The organism is Flavobacterium soyae, assembly GCF_021245985.1.
GTDB lineage: Bacteria > Bacteroidota > Bacteroidia > Flavobacteriales > Flavobacteriaceae > Flavobacterium > Flavobacterium soyae.
In genome coordinates this window covers 120,685-141,485 of record NZ_JAJQXA010000010.1, presented here as the reverse complement: position 1 = coordinate 141,485, position 20,801 = coordinate 120,685, and the positions used below count along the sequence as shown (strand labels likewise).

Annotated in this window: 17 protein-coding genes; 6 read left to right on the top strand and 11 right to left on the bottom strand. The window is 33.3% G+C overall.

Annotation, left to right across the window (positions count from 1 at the left end):
* Positions 1-7: 7 nt before the first annotated feature.
* Positions 8-2,008: a fumarate reductase/succinate dehydrogenase flavoprotein subunit gene (locus LUU93_RS14150; protein WP_232681794.1), complete on the bottom strand. Its 2,001-nt coding sequence runs from the start codon at positions 2,006-2,008 to the stop codon at positions 8-10.
* A gap of 11 nt (positions 2,009-2,019) precedes the next feature.
* Positions 2,020-2,685, bottom strand: a complete 666-nt coding sequence (locus tag LUU93_RS14145; RefSeq protein WP_232681793.1) for a succinate dehydrogenase cytochrome b subunit — start codon at positions 2,683-2,685, stop codon at positions 2,020-2,022.
* A gap of 357 nt (positions 2,686-3,042) precedes the next feature.
* On the opposite strand from LUU93_RS14145, the gene LUU93_RS14140 reads away from it, so the two are divergent.
* The gene (locus tag LUU93_RS14140; RefSeq protein ID WP_232681792.1) at positions 3,043-4,404 is read left to right on the top strand and encodes a hydroxymethylglutaryl-CoA synthase family protein; all 1,362 of its coding nucleotides are present in this window, start codon (positions 3,043-3,045) and stop codon (positions 4,402-4,404) included.
* A gap of 389 nt (positions 4,405-4,793) precedes the next feature.
* Here LUU93_RS14140 and LUU93_RS14135 read toward each other — a convergent pair whose 3' ends face one another.
* Together LUU93_RS14135 and LUU93_RS14130 are read right to left on the bottom strand one after the other, a co-directional pair.
* Complete coding sequence (locus LUU93_RS14135) at positions 4,794-5,231, bottom strand: GNAT family N-acetyltransferase (protein WP_232681790.1); 438 nt, start codon at positions 5,229-5,231, stop codon at positions 4,794-4,796.
* A 102-nt stretch (positions 5,232-5,333) separates the two neighbouring features.
* Positions 5,334-5,693, bottom strand: coding sequence for a hypothetical protein (locus LUU93_RS14130; protein WP_232681789.1), 360 nt, complete (start codon positions 5,691-5,693; stop codon positions 5,334-5,336).
* A gap of 321 nt (positions 5,694-6,014) precedes the next feature.
* On the opposite strand from LUU93_RS14130, the gene LUU93_RS14125 reads away from it, so the two are divergent.
* From LUU93_RS14125 to LUU93_RS14115, 3 genes are all read left to right on the top strand, one after another.
* The gene (locus LUU93_RS14125; protein ID WP_232681788.1) at positions 6,015-7,307 is read left to right on the top strand and encodes an aminopeptidase P family protein; all 1,293 of its coding nucleotides are present in this window, start codon (positions 6,015-6,017) and stop codon (positions 7,305-7,307) included.
* A gap of 7 nt (positions 7,308-7,314) precedes the next feature.
* A complete protein-coding gene (locus tag LUU93_RS14120) occupies positions 7,315-8,214 on the top strand; it encodes an alpha/beta fold hydrolase (protein ID WP_232681787.1) in 900 nt (299 codons plus the stop codon).
* Positions 8,215-8,380: 166 nt separating this feature from the next.
* Positions 8,381-9,157, top strand: coding sequence for an alpha/beta fold hydrolase (locus tag LUU93_RS14115; RefSeq protein WP_232681786.1), 777 nt, complete (start codon positions 8,381-8,383; stop codon positions 9,155-9,157).
* 124 nt (positions 9,158-9,281) lie between these two features.
* Here the strand turns inward: LUU93_RS14115 and LUU93_RS14110 are convergent, their stop codons facing one another.
* The 6 genes from LUU93_RS14110 to LUU93_RS14085 form a co-directional block, all read right to left on the bottom strand.
* Positions 9,282-12,044 carry a PD-(D/E)XK nuclease family protein gene (locus LUU93_RS14110; RefSeq protein WP_232681785.1) on the bottom strand — a complete coding sequence of 921 codons (2,763 nt, stop codon included), beginning with the start codon at positions 12,042-12,044 and terminating at the stop codon, positions 9,282-9,284.
* A gap of 64 nt (positions 12,045-12,108) precedes the next feature.
* Positions 12,109-13,575, bottom strand: a complete 1,467-nt coding sequence (locus LUU93_RS14105; protein ID WP_232681784.1) for an OmpA family protein — start codon at positions 13,573-13,575, stop codon at positions 12,109-12,111.
* Positions 13,576-13,688: 113 nt separating this feature from the next.
* On the bottom strand, positions 13,689-14,882 hold the full coding sequence (gene kbl, locus LUU93_RS14100; RefSeq protein ID WP_232681782.1) for a glycine C-acetyltransferase: 1,194 nt from the start codon (positions 14,880-14,882) through the stop codon (positions 13,689-13,691).
* Between the two features lie 81 nt (positions 14,883-14,963).
* Entirely contained in the window at positions 14,964-18,122 is a 3,159-nt protein-coding gene (locus LUU93_RS14095) for a UvrD-helicase domain-containing protein (protein ID WP_232681781.1), read from the bottom strand.
* A 187-nt stretch (positions 18,123-18,309) separates the two neighbouring features.
* A complete protein-coding gene (locus LUU93_RS14090; protein WP_232681780.1) occupies positions 18,310-18,909 on the bottom strand; it encodes a lipoprotein signal peptidase in 600 nt (199 codons plus the stop codon).
* 120 nt (positions 18,910-19,029) lie between these two features.
* Entirely contained in the window at positions 19,030-19,236 is a 207-nt protein-coding gene (locus LUU93_RS14085) for a hypothetical protein (RefSeq protein WP_232681779.1), read from the bottom strand.
* Positions 19,237-19,413: 177 nt separating this feature from the next.
* Between LUU93_RS14085 and LUU93_RS14080 the strand changes: the two genes are divergently transcribed.
* On the top strand, positions 19,414-19,770 hold the full coding sequence (locus LUU93_RS14080; RefSeq protein ID WP_232681778.1) for a roadblock/LC7 domain-containing protein: 357 nt from the start codon (positions 19,414-19,416) through the stop codon (positions 19,768-19,770).
* 31 nt (positions 19,771-19,801) lie between these two features.
* Positions 19,802-20,182, top strand: coding sequence for a hypothetical protein (locus LUU93_RS14075; RefSeq protein WP_232681777.1), 381 nt, complete (start codon positions 19,802-19,804; stop codon positions 20,180-20,182).
* A gap of 232 nt (positions 20,183-20,414) precedes the next feature.
* On the opposite strand, the gene LUU93_RS14070 is transcribed toward LUU93_RS14075, so the two are convergent.
* On the bottom strand, positions 20,415-20,795 hold the full coding sequence (locus LUU93_RS14070; protein ID WP_026983623.1) for a TraR/DksA family transcriptional regulator: 381 nt from the start codon (positions 20,793-20,795) through the stop codon (positions 20,415-20,417).
* Positions 20,796-20,801: the final 6 nt, after the last annotated feature.

Here is a 20,801-nt window from a genome sequence, read left to right as displayed (position 1 = left end):
CAAATTCTTATTTATAACTTCTTTGAACTAATTTAATGTTTTCGTAATTAAGAGGTTCTTTGTGTAATACTGCATCACTTGGTTTTCCTTTGTATTCCCAAGCTGCAACGTATGCAAAGTTATCATCATCACGAAGTGCTTCTCCTTCTTCTGTTTGATATTCCTCACGGAAGTGACCTCCACAAGATTCGTTACGGTGTAAAGCATCTTTCGCGAACAATTCTCCTAATTCTAAGAAATCGGCAACACGAGTTGCTTTTTCTAATTCCTGATTAAATTCGTAAGCGCTTCCGGGAACTTTTACATCTTTATAAAACTCTTCACGTAAAGCAGCAATTTCTTCGATAGCCTCAGTTAAACCTTTAGCATTACGAGCCATACCTACTTTATTCCACATGATTTTTCCTAATTTTTTGTGGAAATAATCTACAGAATGAGTTCCGTTGTTATTGATAAATTTATTAATTTGATCAACAACAGCTTTTTCAGCTTCAACGAATTCTGGTAAGTCTGTAGAAATTTCACCCATTTTAATATCCGGAGCTAAATAATCTCCAATAGTGTATGGCAATACGAAATATCCATCAGCTAAACCTTGCATCAAAGCAGAAGCTCCAAGTCTGTTTGCTCCGTGATCAGAGAAGTTAGATTCTCCAATTGAAAAACATCCAGGAATTGTAGTCATTAAGTTATAATCAACCCAAGTTCCACCCATTGTGTAGTGAACCGCTGGGTAAATCATCATTGGTGTTGTATAAGGATCTTCGTCAACGATTTTGTAATACATCTGGAATAAGTTTCCGTATTTACTTTTCACGATTGCAGCTCCTAATTTTGTTACCAAAGCAGCATCTTTATCATCTAAACCTTTTACGTAAGCATCTTCCGTTCCGTAACGTTTAATTGCTGCTGCAAAATCTAAGTAAACAGCTTCTCCAGTTTTGTTAACTCCAAAACCAGCATCACATCTTTCTTTAGCAGCACGAGACGCAACGTCACGAGGTACTAAGTTACCAAACGCCGGGTATCTTCTTTCTAAGAAATAATCTCTTTCGTCTTCAGATAAATCAGTTGCTTTTTTCTTTCCTTCACGGATTGCCTGAGCATCTTCTAATTTTTTAGGTACCCAAATACGACCGTCATTACGTAAAGACTCAGACATCAAAGTCAGTTTTGACTGGTGATCTCCTGAAACCGGAATACATGTTGGGTGAATTTGTGTATAACAAGGATTTGCGAAAAACGCTCCTTTTTTATGAATTTTCCAAGCTGCTGTTGCGTTACTTCCCATAGCATTTGTTGAAAGGAAAAATACGTTTCCGTATCCTCCAGAACCAATTACTACCGCATGAGCAGAATGTCTTTCTATTTCTCCAGTGATTAAGTTACGAGCGATAATACCTCTCGCTTTTCCGTTCACGATTACAATGTCAAGCATTTCGTGACGGTTGTACATTTTAATTTTTCCACGACCAATCTGACGGTTCATTGCAGAATAAGCTCCTAACAATAACTGCTGTCCTGTTTGTCCTTGTGCGTAGAATGTACGAGAAACCAAAGTTCCTCCAAAAGAACGGTTATCAAGAAGTCCACCATATTCACGAGCCAATGGCACCCCTTGAGCCACACATTGGTCAATAATATTACCTGAAACTTCAGCCAAACGATAAACGTTTGCCTCACGAGCACGGTAATCACCACCTTTTACAGTATCGTAAAACAATCTGTAAATAGAGTCACCGTCACCTTTATAGTTTTTTGCCGCGTTGATACCTCCTTGTGCAGCAATAGAGTGCGCACGACGTGGAGAATCCTGGAAGCAGAATGCTTTTACGTTATATCCTAACTCAGCCAAAGTAGCCGCAGCCGAACCTCCAGCTAAACCTGTACCAACAACGATAATATCTAAATTACGTTTGTTAGCAGGGTTTACTAAATTAATATGATCTTTATAATTTGTCCATTTGTCCGCTATAGGACCACTTGGAATTTTTGAATCTAATGCCATTATAATTGATATTAATTATTGAAATGATGAAATAATGCGATAATTACGAAAGCGGCTGGCACTACAACTGCAAACCATAAACCAACTTTACTCAAAAATCGAGAATATTTGTTGTGCATCCCTACTGATTGAAGAGAAGATGCGAATCCGTGCCATAAATGAAATCCTAAAAGGATAAAAGATACACAGTACAATCCTGTACGTACCGGACTATGAAATTTATGAACTAACTCTCCATAATACCTTGTAGCATCTGGAGCTGTTCCTGCAATATATTTGTAGGTAACTTCAGGAAACCAAAAATCATAAAAATGCAATCCTAAGAATGCCAAAATAACTAATCCAGAAATAATCATATTTCTAGAGCTCCAAGAAGCATTTGCCGCTCCGTTGTATTTTGCATACGCAATTGGTCTTGCTGCGCTGTTTTGAGCTGTTAGAACAAATCCCATTACAAAATGGAAAATTACTCCAAATGCCAAAACTGGCTGCATTACATATTGTATCAGCGGATTGTATCCCATAAAGTGAGAAGCTTCGTTAAAAACATCTTCACTAATAATAGAAATGAAATTTAAGGAAACATGCAGCGCTAAAAACGTGATTAAGAATATTCCCGAAAGAGCCATAGCTACTTTCTTTAAGATGGAAGCATTCAATAGTGCAGATTGTGCCATAAGTGTTTAAGTAGTTTGTTTTAAAAAATTAGACAAAAATAACTCAATTACAAAAGAACTACAACCATTTCGTTGTTATTTATAATGATTTTAAAATAGCATGCATCTACGTATTTTTACGTACAAAAATAAAGCTGATTAAAAATAATTCATTATAGAAAACCTCAAATCTCTGCTTTTTAAGCCTTAAAAGTAAAACCCGGCTCTAAGTAGATTATCGAAAATTTATCATATTGTTATTTTATTCAAAGTTTTGATTTGTTTTCTTCAAAAGTGCCATTGCAAATAAATTTTGTCTAAGTAAAAAATTGTCATTCCACAACATAGTTTTACCTTTAGCAGCTCAAAAAATTAAGAATGAAAACAGGAATTGATGCCATCTCTTTTGATGTCGCAAACATACACTTACCCATAAAAACTTTGGCAGCCGCCAGAAATATTGAACCAGAAAAATTAGAAAAAGGTCTTGGATTACTAAAAATGACTTTCCCGGATATTTATCAGGATGCGGTTGTTTTTGGGGCAAATGCTTTAACCAAACTTATTATTGATAACAAAATAAGCCTAAACGAAATAAGCCGAATTTATGTTGGTACTGAAAGCAGTATTGATAGTTCGAAACCAATTGCTTCGTATTTAATTAATTTAATGGAGCAAAAATTTGGCGAAGATTCTTTAGCGGAATGCGATGTTGTCGATTTTACTTTTGCCTGTATTGGCGGAGTTGACGCTCTGCAAAACTGTCTTGATTTTGTAAAATTAAACCCGGCTAAAAAAGCAATTGTAGTTACAACCGATTTTGCAAAATACGATTTAAATTCAGGCGGAGAATATACACAGGGTGCCGGAGCTGTAGCCATGTTGGTTACTACAGATCCAAAAATTATTGCTTTTGATGATAATTGGGCAACAAGCACAAAAGGTGTTTTTGATTTCTTTAAACCGTACAGAACTGTTTCTAAAGAAGAAATTACAAAAAACGCAAACAACGATTCCTGGTTTGACAATCTAGAAGCCGAAATCGAAATCCATAAAGATCAGCCGGTTTTTGACGGGCAATATTCAAATCAATGTTATATGGACCGTACGCGAAATGCTTACTTTTCATTCAAAAAATTAAAAAATACTACCGAAACATTATACAATTCTTGGCATAATATTGTAATGCATTTACCATATTCTTTTCAAGGACGCAGAATGTTGTCTGAAATCTACGCTTTAGACAGTACCGAAAAAATTATTACTGATGATATTGCACCTGCAGATTATCAGACAAAAATTAAAGAAGTAGCAAAATCGGAAGATTACAGAAGTTTTGTAACCGAGAAATTACAGCCTGCTGAATTAGCATCTTCTTTAATTGGAAACCTTTATACTGGCTCTATTTTCATGGGATTGCTATCGACTTTGGCTCATTTTTATGATACAAATAAAGAAGTTGCAGGAACTAAATTTGGTTTCTTAGCTTACGGAAGCGGATCGAAATCGAAAGTTTTTGAAGGAACGATTCAACCAGAATGGAAATCTGCTTTAGAAAATGTGAAGCTTTTTGAAAACTTAGCTAAAAGTATAGAAATTGATTTCAACACTTATGAAAGTCTTCATAAAAAAGAACAAAAACAAAGTATAAGAACTCCAAAAAACGAATGGATTTTAGATAGAATTGAAAAAGAGATTCCAGTTTTGATTGGGGCGAGATATTATAAATGGATTGATTAAAATTCCAATAAAGAAATTCCAAATTCCAATAGATAAAAACCGAAGCAATATACTTCGGTTTTTTATTTTTATAGCCAAACTTTGTCATCCTGAGTGAAGCCAAAGGACACACAAGTAACTCCTCAATAATCATCTAATCTTTGTCGAGCTTCTACCGTATCCTTCGACTTCGCTCAGGATGACAAACTTTGCACCAAAAAAACTTTGTCAAAGTTTTAAATTTTGACAAAGGCCGTCACACATAAATTAAATTGCCTCCAGCTTTAGCTGGAGGTTTAAGAAATCTGTTACACAAAGGCTTTAGCCAAATTGCATATTTTTGGCTAAAGCCTTGTCTTTTGTCTCAATGATTACCCCCAGTTAAAACTGGGGGCTATTGAAATATTTAATTACTTATAAATCGTAAACTTATTATGACTTAAGGCAAAACCCAGATTTTCATAAATCGCCACGTTTTCTATTCGTTTTTTACTTGTAGTAACTTCAATACTTTTCAAATCGTTCTGATCTGCAAAATTCTTGATTTCATTTATTAGCAAAAGTCCAACACCTTGACCACGATATTTTTGATGGATAAAAAATTCTTGGATTTCACCAACCAATCCACAATGATGGAGAAGATTTTGGGTGTGAAAACTAATAAATCCTAAACCTTCATTTTCGTTTTCGGCAATTAGATAAAGATTTTTTGGGTTTGAAATGTTTTCATTGAAAATTTCTTCGAAAATTTTAAAATCTAAAACCTCATTTTCTAGTTCGCAGATTGCTTTGTAGACGAAGTTTAGGTCTTGGTTTTCTATTTTTCTGATTTTGATTTTTGGTATCATAGTTTTGAACTCAGAATGGCAATCGAAGTTTTAGATCAAAGAAAAAATTCCTGGCTAGTTTAAGTGAATTAAGGCATTAAAATGGGTTGAACAATAAAAATATTATTCTAATTTAAAGGGTTTCCATTTCTCCTTTTTTGTTTTTCTTTCTGCTCCTATTCCTTTTGGCATTTCGAACAAATCATTTATAGACTGATCAAGATCTGTCGCGTTTTTTAATGAAATTATTTTTGCATTTTCTTCAGTATGATCGTCTTTTCCACATAGAAATTGCCAATCCCCTTCAATATCATGGCTTGCAAATAAAATATCCCGTTCATGATTTAGAACATGGCTGCAAACAAAACAAGGTGTGTTTTCAGGTTCTTTAAAATCAAATTTATTCTTTTCCGTTTTATTCTGTCCGAAAATATTAAAAAAAGCCATAAGCATTAAGATTGAGAAGTAATGTTTTAAATTCATAGCAATTACAATTAATTAAATTTTATAAAAGTCGCATCATCACAAATTTATAAATCATTTTTGATAATTGAATTTTCACATTATTATCTATCAGTAAAATTTTATTCTAAATCATTTATCGCTATAATTATCTAAGTAATCTTGTCAAATGACAAGATTGTGGTTAGAAACAATTTTTAAAAGAAAAAACCCTTTTAATCAGTATAATCTGTGGCTAAAAAACAGACTCAAAACAAATAAGAAAACTTTAATAAATCAATTATACGCCACTTATTCAAAAATCACTAATTTTGAAATTCGAAGTTCAAAAACTAAGTTATTATGAAATATCATCAAATAAACAGCGCTCTTTTTGTAAAAAACCGCAAAAAATTCACGGCAGAAATGAAACCTAATTCGGTTGCCGTTTTCAACTCAAATGACATTTATCCAATTAGCGCCGACAGTACTTTGCCGTTTGCACAACACAGAGATATTTTTTATCTGAGCGGTGTAGATCAGGAAGAAAGTGTTTTGCTTTTGTTTCCGGATGCGCCTTATGAGCACCAAAAAGAAATTCTTTTTTTGAGAGAAACCAACGATCATATTGCAGTTTGGGAAGGTGAAAAACTAACTAAAGAACATGCTTTTCAGGTTTCGGGAATTAGAACGGTTTATTGGCTACAGGATTTTCATAAAGTTTTGAACGAAATGATGACGTATGCCGATACGATGTACATCAATACAAACGAACATTACCGTGCAACTGTTGAAGTAGAAACTCGCGAGGCTCGTTTTGTAAAATGGTGGAAAGAACGTTACCCAGCTCATAATGTTGCAAAAAGTAATCCAATTTTGCAGCGTATTCGTTCTGTAAAAGAAAGTGAAGAAATCGATTTGATTCAGCAAGCTTGTGATATTACAGAAAAAGGTTTCCGCAGATTACTTTCGTTTGTAAAACCAAATGTTACCGAATATGAAATCGAAGCAGAACTGGCCCACGAATTTATCCGTAACCGTTCTAAAGGTTTTGCTTACACTCCAATTATTGCTTCTGGAAACAATGCCAATGTTTTACATTATATCGAAAACAATCAGCAATGTAAAGCCGGAGATTTAATTTTATTAGACGTTGCGGCAGAATATGCCAACTATTCTAGCGATATGACCAGAACGATTCCGGTTTCGGGACGTTTTTCTGATCGTCAAAAAGCGGTTTATAATGCTGTTTTAAGAGTTAAAAACGAAGCTGCAAAAATGTTGACTCCGGGAACGCTTTGGAAACAATATCATGTTGAAGTAGGTAAAATTATGACTTCGGAATTAATTGGTTTAGGTTTAATTTCTAAAGCCGATGTTCAAAACGAAAACCCGGAATGGCCTGCATATAAAAAATATTTCATGCACGGAACTTCTCACCATTTAGGACTTGACACGCATGATTATGGTTTGCTTCACGAACCAATAAAAGCGAATATGGTTTTTACAGTTGAGCCTGGAATTTATATTCCGGATGAAAAATTCGGAATTCGTTTGGAAGACAATGTTGTGGTTCAGGAAAAAGGAGGACCTTTTAACTTAATGCGTAATATTCCTGTTGAAGTGGACGAAATCGAAAGCTTGATGAACTCGTAGTTTCAAGATGAAAAAGATTTTTCTACTTGGATTTTTATTGTTTTTGGGAAATATTTTTGCCCAGACAGAAGGCTATGCAATTAACACTGACGGAAGTAAAACGTTTTATAAAACTTTCGGAAAGGGTGAACCGGTTTTAATTATAAACGGCGGTCCGGGAATGAACAGCAATGGCTTTGAAGATATGGCGAAAACGCTGGGCGAAAGTCAGCAAACGATTATTTATGATCAAAGAGGAACCGGAAAATCGAAACTTTCAAAATTAAACACTAAGACTATTTCGATGAAAATAATGGCCGATGATATCGAATCGTTACGAAAACATCTTAAAATCAAAAAATGGAATATTCTGGGGCATTCTTTTGGAGGAATGTTGAGTTCGTATTATGCGACGGTTTATCCAAACAGTATCGATAAATTAATTTTATCATCTTCTGGCGGCGTAGATTTGACTTTATTAAAAAGCCCGAATTTGATTGAAGCTGGTTTAAGCAAAGCTGAAAAAGATTCTCTGGATTACTGGAATGATAAAATCGAAAAAGGTGATACATCTCACAAAGCAAGACTCGGACGCGGAAGAGCAATGGCTCCGGCTTATGTTTACGATCAAAAATTTGTTCCAATAATTGCCGAAAGGTTAACACAGGGAAATTCGACAATAAATGGTTTGTTATGGTCTGATATGCAAAAAATGAGTTTTGACTGCAAAGACAAATTAAAAACCTTCAAAAATCCTGTTTTAATTATTCAGGGAAAAGAAGATATTATTAGCAATGAAATTGGCGAAATTGATCATAAGGCGTATCCAAATTCAAAACTCATTTTATTAGAACATTCTAAACATTACGGATGGCTCGATGCGAGAGATAAATATTTTAATGAGATCATTTCTTTTTTAAAATCATAAAACAAAAACGGCTTTCAGAAATGAAGGTCTTTTTTTAAACTATATAAGAAATATAAATTCATTTAAAATTGAATCTAATAGCTATTATTTTTAACTCAAATGAACTTGCATTTCTTATATGGTTTTACCTTTCTTATCTTTGCACTTCAAATTTTAAAATGTCATTTTGAAAAATATCCTATATAAAAACACGAAAATATCTTTTACTGATTCTGGCGAAGGAAATGCAATTGTACTGCTTCACGGCTTTTTGGAAAACAAAAAAATGTGGGCAGAATATGTTAATTTGTTTTCAGAAAAATATCGTGTTATTACCATCGATTTATTAGGTCACGGAGAATCAGACTGTCTAGGTTATGTGCATGAAATGGAAGATAATGCAGATGTTGTTTATGAAGTTTTGCAATCTTTAAAAATAGAAAAAGCTACTATTTTAGGTCATTCTATGGGCGGTTATGTGGCTTTGGCTTTCGCCGAATTATTCCCTGAAAATATCAAAAAACTGGTTTTATTAAATTCGACTTCTAAAGAAGACAGTCCTGAGAAAAAATTAAACAGAACTCGGGCAATAAAAGCAGTAAAACAAAATTATGTAAACTTTGTGAGTTTAGCGATTGCGAATTTATTCAGCGAAAACAACAGAACTCGTTTAGCTGATGAAATTGAAAAAGTACGAGAACAGGCTTTAAAAACACCTTTGCAGGGAATTGTGGCTTCGCTGGAAGGAATGAAAATGCGAAAAGACCGCGAATGGCTTTTACACGAAAACAGATTTCCTGTTTTATTGATTTTAGGAAAAAAAGATCCTGTTTTAAACTACGAAGAAAGTCTTGCTCAAATTGAAGATACAACAGCAGAATTAATTTCGTTTGAAGATGGTCATATGAGTCATATTGAAAATAAAGAAGAGCTAAAACCGATTTTGTTAGATTTCTTCAACTAAAATAAAAAGGGATTAAAAGCAAAAAAGGCCTTTCGAAATTCGAAAGGCCTTTTCTTTATTTTGACAGCAAAACTTATAGTAGATAATTCAGCTGTTTTTTTAATTCAATAAATTAATCTAAAATCTATATTCTTTCTTCAAAAGGGATAGTGATATCCAGTATTTCATTTAGCAATAAAACAATTTCTTCTACATAACTATTTAAAATTGACTTACTTACTGTTATATCCAGATCTTTTTCTTCTTTAAATCCAAAAGGCAAAAACCCTGATTTTAAATTTTTAAAAGAAATAATTCCGACTTCTATTGGAATATCTCCCGCATGTTCTTCAAACATAAACGCATAAGCCAAAACCTGAATAATTTTGTCATTTTTAAGCTCTTGTGTTAATCCGTTCCAAGATTTAAGTATAACATTTGTTTTTTCGACTTTTCCGGTCTTATAATCAATGATTCTTATTTTTCCATTGCGAAATTCAATCCTGTCAACATTTCCTTTAATTAGCACCGGAAATGGTAAACCGGGATGAGTGAGATAACGCTCAAAAGTTTGCTCCAAAGCTATAATCTGAACTGCATCTCCGTTTTTAACCGATTCTAATTCCATTTTCAAAAAATTAGAAACATTTCGCTTTGCAACTTCAAAGGCCAGAAGATTACGTCCTTTTTTAATTTCACCTTCCTTATATACCAATTTAAATTGTTTCAACACTTCATCATCTAACAATTTAAAACAGTTTAATAAATCAGTTTCTGAAATAAACTTCCCGATAAAAGGCTCATACAATGTTTTTAATGTTTCATGAATGATTGTTCCGAGTGTATTTAAAGCAATGTTTTCTTCGACTTCTTCGACTTCACGAATACGCAGGATTTTTTGAAAATAAAACTCAATTGGGTTTCGAATATAACTCGTTAATGCAGAAGGAGAAAACCCATTAGCAGCAATTTCTTTTAAACGTTCCATAACCGCTTCTGATTTCGGAATTACCATGGGCTGATATGCCGTAGCCGGTAATACCGGATTATAGATATCAAAAGACAAATTATGTTTTGATTTTTTTTCTACTTCGAGCTGGGTTATAAAACGGCTGCGTTCACCGGCGTCTAATCCGTCATTTTCTGTATTATAAATTAAATAAATATTTTTTGCCCGCTGAAGTAAATGATAAAAGTGATAGGTATAAATGGCATCTTTTTCTTTAAAAGTCGGCAGACCCAATTCTTTCTTCACGTCATAAGGAATGAATGAATTCTGAGATTTTCCGGCTGGAAACTTACCTTCATTCATCGAAGTAACAATTACAGTTTCAAAATCAAGAACACGGCTTTCAAGAACTCCCATAATCTGCAGTCCACGTAAAGGCTCACCTTCAAAAGAAACTTCAGCCACATCAATAATCTGCTTATAAATAGCATGAAGAGTATCAATATTATCGATGTGTTTATGCTGCGAATAATAATTTATAAGTTTATTAATCACTTTAAAAACAGCATACACAAAAGTTTTAGCAATTTTTTCTTCTTCATTATCATTGTTGAAATTCTGCTTTATCAAAAGTAACATTGCCGAGATATTTTCAAGAACGGCTATCGATCCGTTTTCCCATTTCTGAAACAATAAAGAAAACAATTCGGACGGATTTTGATTAAGCTCTAAAATTTTATTGAGAGTAATAAAAGTGTAGTTATTCTCTTTGATTATTCTAACAATATGATTGGTCTTCGCATATGGCTCGACTAATGGATGTGTCAGAATATCCAGAACATCTTTATAATAAAAAACATAACTGCCGCCAGCACGAGAAAGTGCATTTGTATGCATTTTGAAAAACTTAGCTACCAGTATCTGCGATGGGTTATTCTTTCCTGAATATCCCATTGTAATATTCAATGCCCCAACCGAAGAAGGCAGCGAATATAAAACCGGAATTAAAAGATTTTCTTCTCCCAACACTACTGCAACCTTATCCAGAGAAGCGGCTGGGTTTTCATTAATCAAATTCTCAATAATGCTTCCTGCCAATTTAGCTTGTCCAATTGTTTTTGGAGTACCAATAACCTGAATGTTTTTTGTTTGAGAAAAATCGTCTACAATCCACTCAAAAGGGTGGAATTTATAATGCTTCCAGCTCTCTTTAAAACGACGGACAAAAAGTCCGGCATCATGAAAAGGATCATTTAAAAATGTCTGATCTACATCCCAATAAATTTTGGCCTGATCAAGCGCTAAAAGATGCTGCACAATTTTTTCTTCTGCAGCATTTAAGGCATTGAATCCGGCAAAAATAAAATTTCGATTTGAAATTGTATTCGAAAAATGATTTAAGTTATTTACTGCTTCTCTATAAATCAAACCTTGGTAACCAATTGATTTATTTAATAGATGATTGTATAGTGAATCGTAATAAAGAGGCAGAAGTTTCCAAAAATCGATATAATTTTCTAAAAGTTTAGTTTTATTTTCAACCTCTATTCCCCATTTCTTAATGTCTTCGATATCTTTTAGATAAGACAAAACATGATTTGGCTCCAAAAGATAACGATCAATTTCGTTAAAATCCTGCAAGAGTGTTTTTGCCCAATTAGCAAACAACTCAAAAGACTGTTGGTGCTGCTTTTCAGTAACAGATAAATAAACTTCATAAAACTCAAACAACAGTTCAATTGAATCCACAGATCTAATTGAAGCAACATCCTGTACAAAATCTTCAATACTTATAATTTCAGGAGAAAGGATTGTTTTTGATGTTTCCTTTTTAAGCGCTTCGATTAAAAAAACTTTAGCTCTTTTGTTTGGTAAAACAATAGTAGTTTCTGCTAATTTATCTGAATAATCCTGAATTACAACAGTTGCAATTTTCTCTAAGAAAGAAGTATTTATCATTTTATAAAAATAAAAAAAGCCATTCAATTAAGAATGGCTTTTAGTATTTATTTACAAAAGTAAATTATAGTTTACCTTGGTATTTAGAACCTATGTGTTTAATTTCAGTTCTTCTGTTTTGTGCTTTACCTGCAGCAGTTTTGTTACTTGCAACTGGTTGAGAAGATCCAAATCCTTTAGCTTGTAAGTTTTCTGGATTAACACCTCTTTCAACTAAAGCGTTTAATACAGCATTAGCTCTGTCTTCAGAAAGTTTTTGGTTTACTTTAGCAGAACCTGTACTATCTGTGTGTCCTTCAATACTGAATTTTGCGTTTGGATAGTTTTTAAGGATTTCTTTAATAGCATCTAATCTAGCTGGAGTTTCTTTGTCACCAGTTTTGAAAGTAGCTTTTCCTGAGTTAAAGTAGATAGCTCTTGCTTGAACTTTAAGATCTTCTAAAGCTTGAGAAGATACTTCAGGACATCCTCTGTTACTAGCTGGACCAGCAACTGTAGGACAATCATCATCTTTATCTAAAACACCATCTTTATCAGCGTCTAAGAAAGGACAACCACCATTTTCTTTAGGACCAGCAACTGTAGGACATTTATCGTCTTTATCAGCGATTCCGTCTCCGTCAGTATCAGGACAACCTTTTAAAGCAGCTAAACCAGCAACATCTGGACAAGCGTCATCTTTGTCAGCAACACCGTCTCCGTCTTTATCAGGACATCCGTTTAATGCAGCTAAACCAAATTCGTTAGGACAAGCATCGCTAGCGTCAACGATTCCGTCTCCGTCAGTATCAGGACATCCGTTGAATTGTTTTAAACCAGCAACATCTGGACAAGCATCATCTTTATCGTAGATACCGTCACCGTCAGTGTCTTTACCACCAAATTTGAATACAAGACCGGCAGTGTGTTGGAAGTGAGATGGAGCATCTGGAGTTCCAGAAGCATCTTCTCTATCACCACTTACAGACCATTTGTATTTTGTACCTAATTCAAGACCAATAGCATCTGTAAACCAGAATGTAATACCAGCACCTGGGTTTACAGTTCCGTAGCTGCTATCTCCGAAGAAAGTATAACCTCCACCAACAGATAACGAAGGATCAATCACTTTAGATTTGATTAATTCCTGGAAGCTGTATTTAATAGTAGCATCAATTCCGTAGTACATTAAATCACCAGGATTAACTACAATCATACCTCTTCCATCATGACCTGCTGCGTCTGGTCTGAAAAGAACGTATTTATCAATTTTGTTTACAGAACCTTGTAAACCAACTGAGAAACCGCTGCCAACGTATCTAGACACACCAATATAAGATAAAGAAGGAAGAATATTCCAGTTGTCTTTTACTGCGAATGGCTGAGAAAAGTGTGCAGGGAAAAAGTCAACATGATCTGGACTTGCACTAGTCCTAGTATCCACAGCATTAACCCCAAAAGAGATCGCCCATGGATTGTTACTGTCTTGCGCGTGAGAACTTAAACCCATCGCCATCATTACAGCAACTAAAAGTTTGTTAAGATGTTTCATACTTAATTTTTTTAATTACAATTTAGTTAATTACAAGCAAAAGTAACACCAAATTTTTTAAATACAAAATCAAATGTTAAAAAAAACCTACAAAAATTACACGAATGTGGTAATTATATAACTTTTAACATTTTACCTGTTAATTTAAAAGCTTCTATTGCCTTGTCCAGGTGCTCTTTAGTATGAGCTGCAGAAAGCTGGACTCTTATTCTGGCTTTGTCTTTTGGAACTACCGGAAAGAAAAAACCTATTACATAAATTCCTTGTTTTAAAAGTTCATTTGCCATAGTCTGAGATAATTTCGCATCATATAACATTACGGGTACAATTGCAGAATCTCCATCAATTATATCAAATCCTGCATTTTTCATTCCTTCCTTAAAGTAATTAGTGTTCCATTCTAATTTATCTCTAAGTGCTGTATCTTTTTCTAATAATTCAAAAACCTTTATTGATGCACCTACAATTGAAGGCGCTAATGAATTAGAAAACAAATAAGGTCTGGAACGCTGACGCAGAATTTCTATTATTTCTTTTTTAGCTGTCGTATATCCGCCCATTGCTCCGCCTAATGCTTTTCCTAATGTACCTGTAATAATATCAACACGTCCCATTACTCCTTTTGCTTCAAGTGTACCTTTTCCTGTTGCTCCAATAAATCCGGCAGCGTGGCATTCATCCACCATAACTAATGCATCGTATTTATCAGCCAGGTCGCAAATCTTATCCAGAGGAGCAACTAATCCATCCATAGAGAAAACCCCATCGGTTACAATCAATTTAAAACGAGTCCCTGCTTCGTTTGCTTTTATTAATTGCTGTTCCAGATCTTCCATGTTGCTGTTTTCATAGCGATAACGGGCTGCTTTGCATAAACGAACTCCATCTATAATAGAAGCATGATTTAAACTATCTGAAATAATAGCATCATTTTCTCCTAATAAAGGTTCAAAAACACCGCCGTTTGCATCAAAAGCTGCTGCATATAATATAGTATCTTCTGTACCATAAAAATCTGCAATCTTTTTTTCTAAGGTTTTATGAATATCCTGAGTTCCACAAATGAAACGAACAGATGACATTCCGAAACCATGTGTATCCATTGCGTCTTTTGCGGCCTGAACCACTTCCGGATGCGACGAAAGACCTAAATAATTATTGGCACAAAAATTTAAAACTGTTTCTCCTGTCGAAATTGTAATCTCTGCACCTTGAGCAGAAGTTATAATTCGCTCTTTTTTGAAAATTCCATTTTCTTCGATTGTCTGCAGCTCACTTTGCAGATACTCTTTAATTTTACCGTACATTTTTATCTATTTAAAACGTTAAATATTAACAACTTAACCCGTAAAAAGTGAAGTTTTTTCTTTAACATCTGATTAATATTTTCACAAATTTACCACTTCAATTTCCGATCCTATATACACTAAAACCTTTTTTAACACTTTGTATCCTAAATCTTCAATAGCATCTTGATATTCTTGAATTTGCTGTTGATATTTTGAATTAATTGCACCCGTTTTATAATCCAGCAAATAAGCTTCCTTATTATTAGTTAATACAACACGGTCTGGTTTTAAAATTTTTCCTTCTTTTTGAACTATGGTCTGCTCATTTAAAACCTTATAATTACCATCAAAACAAATACTTAACTCATCATGATTTACAATTTCATTGAGTGTTCTTAAAACCATTTCAGATTGATCAATCGTAATTAGGCCATTCTCAATTGCTTTTACAACTGCAAGATCAACATCTGACTTATCTTTTATAAAGGCTAAAATTTCGTGCACAATATTTCCATATGAAATTGCTTCCTGCTGGTGCGTTCCCCACATCAAGGCTTCACGCTGTGCTATTTTAATATTTTTAGGATTTAAAACTTCTTTTACTATTGGAATCATCTTTAATGTATCAACAGATTCTTCAGATTTAGAAAGTTTTGTTTTACTCCCAAATTCGTATTCTAATATTTCCGAATTATAAATTCCTTTATGCATTAGATATTTAATAAAATAAGAAGCCATGTTATTTGGAAATTCTCCGTCTTTCCTTTCTTTTAAAGATTGGGAAATAACATATAATTGTTCTTCGGCACGTGTTAATGCAACATATAGAACATTAATATTATCTAATAATTCTTCCTGCTTTTTTAAATTAAAAACTACTGACGCATTTTCTCCAAAACCTTCAACTGCGCTGCTGTTATCAATTAAAGCTTTTGGAACGCCTAAATCAGATTCTTCGGTATCCAGCCATAATTTATCTTTTGGCTTTCTGTTATAATCCTCTTCCGCAAAAGGCATAATTACAACCGGAAACTCCAATCCTTTTGATTTATGAATGGTCATAATTCGAACCGCATTGTTTCCCTCTGGAGAAGGAATACTGAATTTCTCAGAATTTTTATCCCAGTAATTAAGGAAATCAGCTATTCCGGCTTGGTTTCGAATATCTCTTTCTAAAACAATATCCAGAAAAAACTGCACATAAGCATTTCCTTCTGATGGAAGTATAAATTTTGAAATGATTATTTCTACAGCTTCATAAAGCGATTTTTTTCGAACATTTTCAAAAGACAGCGAAACATCAAATGTCAAAAGCCATTTTTCAAAATCTTCTTCAAATTTCTGCGACATTCCCTGAGCAATAAAATCATGAATCGGCATTTCGATTTCTTTATTTTCAGCTAAAAAATGAAGAAAGTAAGCTTTTGATTCTAAATCAGCATTGTTATTTAAATATCTAAGGAGATTAATTATCAAACGAACTTCTGTCGCATTTTGAATCATCAATGTTTCTGATGATAAAAGCGGAATATTTTGTTCTGTCAGGTAATTTGCAATTGCAATTCCCTGATCTCTTTTTCTAGTTAAAACAACAATATCTTTATATTTAAAACCTTCCCGAAGTACTTTTTGAATTGTATTTAAAGTCGCTAAAACATATAAATCTGATTTCTCAACAACTTCTTCCTCATCAGCAAAATCATTTTTTTCGACTATCGGAAGAAAAGAAATATTTACATAACCGCCTTTTTTTGAATTTGTATTTTGAAAACTATGATTTTCATATAAATCTTTATAATCTTCATTTATAAATTCAGTTGAAATCAATTTAAAAAAGGCATTATTAAAATTAATAACCTCGCTATAACTTCTGTAGTTTGTATCTAAATGTTTCAGCACTTTTTCATGGCTAAAAAAAGAAACTTCTTTTTTTCCTAATTCAATAAACTGCTCTGCTTTTCCTCCTCTCCATCTGTAAATAGACTGCTTAGGATCGCCCACAATCATCAAAGTTCCTTTATTACCAAAATCATCTTCACCAGAAAGTGAGTTATGTATTAATGGAATTAAATTCTGCCATTGCATTTCTGAAGTATCCTGAAATTCATCAATAAAAAAATGGCGATATCGTTCACCTAAACGCTCATAGATAAATGGCGCTGGCTGGTTCTGAATTTCACGATGAATGATGGCGTTAAATTCTGAAATGGATAAAACATTTTGTTCTGACTGAATTTTTGCCAATTCATTGCTTACCGTATTTAGCAGAGAAAGCGGTGTAATATTTTTTAGAAAGGCTTTATAGAAATCTCGTTTTTCAAAATTCTTGTAAACCTTAACCAAAATTTGAAGCAATTCTGGAATTATATTTTCAATTAAGGATTTGTCTTTTGCTGTTTTATTAATAGCAATATCATCAAATTCATGAAAAGTTTTATTTCGCGGATTAAATTTTCCGTCCCGGATGCTTTCTAAGTGATTAGGAAATGTTCCTCTCGAAAATGATTTTAAATCAATTCCGTTTTTATCGATTAACGAAAGTGCTTCTGTTGCAAACTGTTCGTTTTCTGATTCCAGATCTTTGCACAAAGCAAGCATTTTCTTTTTGATCTCAACAAATTCTTCGATTGTTTTATCGTTAAAATGAAGAATTTCATTTCGATTATTTTCATTCAAAACCAAGCGTCCGGTTTCAAGGATTTCTCTGGAAATATCCCAGCTTTTATCATCGTCGGTTTTTTCCATTGTAAAATCGATCAGCAATTTAGTCAGCGTTTCATCCTGACCTGCCTGTGCGATAATAGCATCAACTGCTTCGATCAATAAATTTTCAGTATCCAGCGTGACTTCAAAAGTCATAGGAAGATTCAGGTCATGCGCAAAAGCCCGAATAACTTTATGGGTAAATTTATCAATGGTAGAAATATCAAAAGCTGCATAATTATGAATTAAATGCTTAATAATACTGCGCGCTTTTACTTTAATCTGAATAATGGAAAGTCCTGTATCACGAGACAAATCTTCCATCAAATCAACCGCTTTTGCAGAAGGTTCATCTTTGGCAAATTCAGACAAACTTCCAACAATACGGCTTTTCATTTCATGAACTGCCTTGTTTGTAAAAGTTATGGCTAAAATATTACGGTAAGCGTCCGGAGCTTTAGATGAAAGAATAATTTTTAAATATTCCTTAACCAAAGTATACGTCTTTCCTGATCCTGCAGAAGCATCATAAATAGAAAAAGACGGACTTTGCATAAACTTGGTTTTTTGTATTGTAAAAATAGTACAATAATATTAAATCCCAATAATGTAAAATTTGCAAATTCCAAAAAATAAAAATTCCAAATTCCAATGTTTGATGCTTTTTATCGCACAGAATTTTGGAATTTGGAATTTATCCCGTCCCGAAGTTTCGGATCAGGATTGTAATTTTTCAAAATAATTATATGTGTTTTGGAAATGCTCTTTTATTGAAAACCAATAATATTCCAACGCCTGTAGAAATCGCCATATCAGCAACATTAAAAATAGCGTTAAAGAACATCAAATGTTTCCCTCCAAAAATTGGAAGCCAACCCGGAAGATCACCTTCCCAAATAGGAAAGTAAAACATGTCTACAACTAAACCATGAAACCAGGTTCCGTATGGATGCGATGAAAAAAGTGTTGCAAGATTATGTGTACTGTCATCAAAAATTACTCCGTAGAAAACAGAATCAATGATATTACCAGCGGCACCGGCAAAAATTAAAGCTATTGAAACAATCAAATAAGCTGAATGACGTTTCTTAACGGCATCGGCAAGCCAATATCCAATACCAAATACTGCAAAAATTCTAAAAACTGTTAAAATTAACTTTCCGTACTCTCCCGGTATTTTTGTTCCCCATGCCATTCCTTCATTTTCAATAAAATGAATTCTGAACCAGTCAAAAAGTACAACTTCTTCACCTAAAACGAAGTTTGTTTTTACATAGATCTTAGAAATCTGATCGACAATTAGAACTAAAAATATAAGGAAATACGCTTTTCTTAATGACATTTTATGATTTTTTGATGCGCAAAAATAACAATTAAATCAAAAAAAACGCTCCCTTGTGAACGTTAATTGTTTTGTAATAAAACTAAAACGAAGCGATTTGCCTCAATTTTAGATTTTGATCTATTTTTTTGCAGTAGTATTTGCCGGACTGTCTGTAAAGAACTCCGAGATAGATTTAAAAATTCCTTTGCTCGGTTTTCCGGCTTTAATCTTCTTTGCTTCTGCTTTTTTTACATCTGCTTTAAATTTGATACGTAATTTTTCAAATTCTTTTATTCTGTGCTCAACATCGGAATTTACATCTTTAAATTTCAATACTTTAGCCATATTGTAAGTTTTTTAAGTAAAAAAATAAAACATTTAACGATTTGGTTTTACAATGATACATAATTTAATTTATATTTGTTAATAAAAATTAACATTTGTTTAATACAAACCACAAAAACGGCAAATAATAAATACCAAAAACAAATTAATTTAACTTTTCCCCAAACCTTACAAAATATGAATGAGATAACTACTATTCTAAACAAATTTCTGGTCGATACTAAAGCTAGCGCAGCATTAATTTTAAATGGAAAAGGAAAACTAATCACTTCTCTTAATCTCGATTACAGCGACAGTATTGCCGCAATGAGTGCCGCAATTTTATCAATGAGTGAAAAATTCCTAATTGACTTAGAAAAAGGTTCCTTAAAACAACTTTACTTAAAAAGTTCCGATGGGGTTGTCGTCGGAAATAAAATAAGCGGTTCAAACTTCGTCATTGCATTTTCAAAAGAAGGAAGCAACCTTGGCTTATTAATGCATTCTACAGATGAATTATCTGTAGAACTCAGCAAAAATTCTCTATTAAAATAACATAAACTATTAACCACAAACCCCAAGAACTATGAGTAACGATTTTTTAAACGTGTTTTTAAACGAAATGAAAACTAACGTAAACGGCTTTATAGCCGTATCTGTAACAGAAATTGAAACAGGACTAAGCTTTGGCAACATTACAGTAGATTCAGCTTTTGATCCTGAATTGGCCGCCGCTTATAATCTGGAAGTTGTAAAAGCAAAATTAAACGCCGTAAAGGCTTTAAATTTAAATCAGGATATCGAGGATATTTTGATTACACTTTCAAATCAAATTCACATTATCGACATTTCGCCAAACAAAAAATTCATGATTTATCTTGCCGCTGATGCCACCAAAGCAAATCTTGGAATGACAAGAGCGGTTTTGAGAAAACACAAGGCAGATTTAGAAAAAAATCTGGCTTAATTTTATTGTAATTAGAGCTGTCTGCATTAAGGCAGTTCTAATTAAAATTTTTTCTTTTCTTTCAATTTTTAAACTTTTATTTCTTACAAAAAACAAATCTTTGATTTTGGTATTTTTTTAGTTTATAATTGAATTCTCTCAAAAAAGCAAAAAAAAGCCCCGGCTTTAAACCCCAAAAGATTAAACAAAAAAACGCCCCTGAAAGGAGCGCTTATTTTATTATGTATTTTAATTATCTCTGCAAATTTTTAGCTTCGATACTCATTGTTGCATGAGGAACGATTTTAAGCCTTTCTTTGCTGATTAATTTACCTGTTACTTTGCAGATACCGTATGTTTTGTTTTCAACACGGAATAACGCGTTTTTTAAATCGCGAATAAACTTTTCCTGTCTAATTGCTAACTGAGAGTTAGCTTCTTTAGACATTGTTTCGCTTCCTTCTTCAAAAGCTTTAAAAGTTGGAGAAGTATCATCGGTTCCGTTATTCAAATCATTCATGTATGCACTCTTAATCAAATCAAGATCTGCTTGTGCTTTTTGTATTTTATTTTGGATTATTTCTTTGAACTCCGCCAAATCGGCGTCAGAGTATCTTGTAATTTCATCTATCATGGTATT

Excerpts from the sequence above, each read along its gene's own strand:
- LUU93_RS14075 (WP_232681777.1), top strand. The coding sequence starts at position 19,802 with ATGAGTAACGATTTTTTAAACGTGTTTTTAAACGAAATGAAAACTAAC.
- LUU93_RS14105 (WP_232681784.1), bottom strand. The coding sequence starts at position 13,575 with ATGAAACATCTTAACAAACTTTTAGTTGCTGTAATGATGGCGATGGGT.
- LUU93_RS14145 (WP_232681793.1), bottom strand. The coding sequence starts at position 2,685 with ATGGCACAATCTGCACTATTGAATGCTTCCATCTTAAAGAAAGTAGCT.
- LUU93_RS14130 (WP_232681789.1), bottom strand. The coding sequence starts at position 5,693 with ATGAATTTAAAACATTACTTCTCAATCTTAATGCTTATGGCTTTTTTT.
- LUU93_RS14120 (WP_232681787.1), top strand. The coding sequence starts at position 7,315 with ATGAAAAAGATTTTTCTACTTGGATTTTTATTGTTTTTGGGAAATATT.
- LUU93_RS14125 (WP_232681788.1), top strand. The coding sequence starts at position 6,015 with ATGAAATATCATCAAATAAACAGCGCTCTTTTTGTAAAAAACCGCAAA.
- LUU93_RS14080 (WP_232681778.1), top strand. The coding sequence starts at position 19,414 with ATGAATGAGATAACTACTATTCTAAACAAATTTCTGGTCGATACTAAA.
- LUU93_RS14150 (WP_232681794.1), bottom strand. The coding sequence starts at position 2,008 with ATGGCATTAGATTCAAAAATTCCAAGTGGTCCTATAGCGGACAAATGG.
- LUU93_RS14090 (WP_232681780.1), bottom strand. The coding sequence starts at position 18,909 with ATGTCATTAAGAAAAGCGTATTTCCTTATATTTTTAGTTCTAATTGTC.
- LUU93_RS14070 (WP_026983623.1), bottom strand. The coding sequence starts at position 20,795 with ATGATAGATGAAATTACAAGATACTCTGACGCCGATTTGGCGGAGTTC.
- LUU93_RS14135 (WP_232681790.1), bottom strand. The coding sequence starts at position 5,231 with ATGATACCAAAAATCAAAATCAGAAAAATAGAAAACCAAGACCTAAAC.
- LUU93_RS14110 (WP_232681785.1), bottom strand. The coding sequence starts at position 12,044 with ATGATAAATACTTCTTTCTTAGAGAAAATTGCAACTGTTGTAATTCAG.
- LUU93_RS14085 (WP_232681779.1), bottom strand. The coding sequence starts at position 19,236 with ATGGCTAAAGTATTGAAATTTAAAGATGTAAATTCCGATGTTGAGCAC.
- LUU93_RS14095 (WP_232681781.1), bottom strand. The coding sequence starts at position 18,122 with ATGCAAAGTCCGTCTTTTTCTATTTATGATGCTTCTGCAGGATCAGGA.
- LUU93_RS14140 (WP_232681792.1), top strand. The coding sequence starts at position 3,043 with ATGAAAACAGGAATTGATGCCATCTCTTTTGATGTCGCAAACATACAC.
- kbl (WP_232681782.1), bottom strand. The coding sequence starts at position 14,882 with ATGTACGGTAAAATTAAAGAGTATCTGCAAAGTGAGCTGCAGACAATC.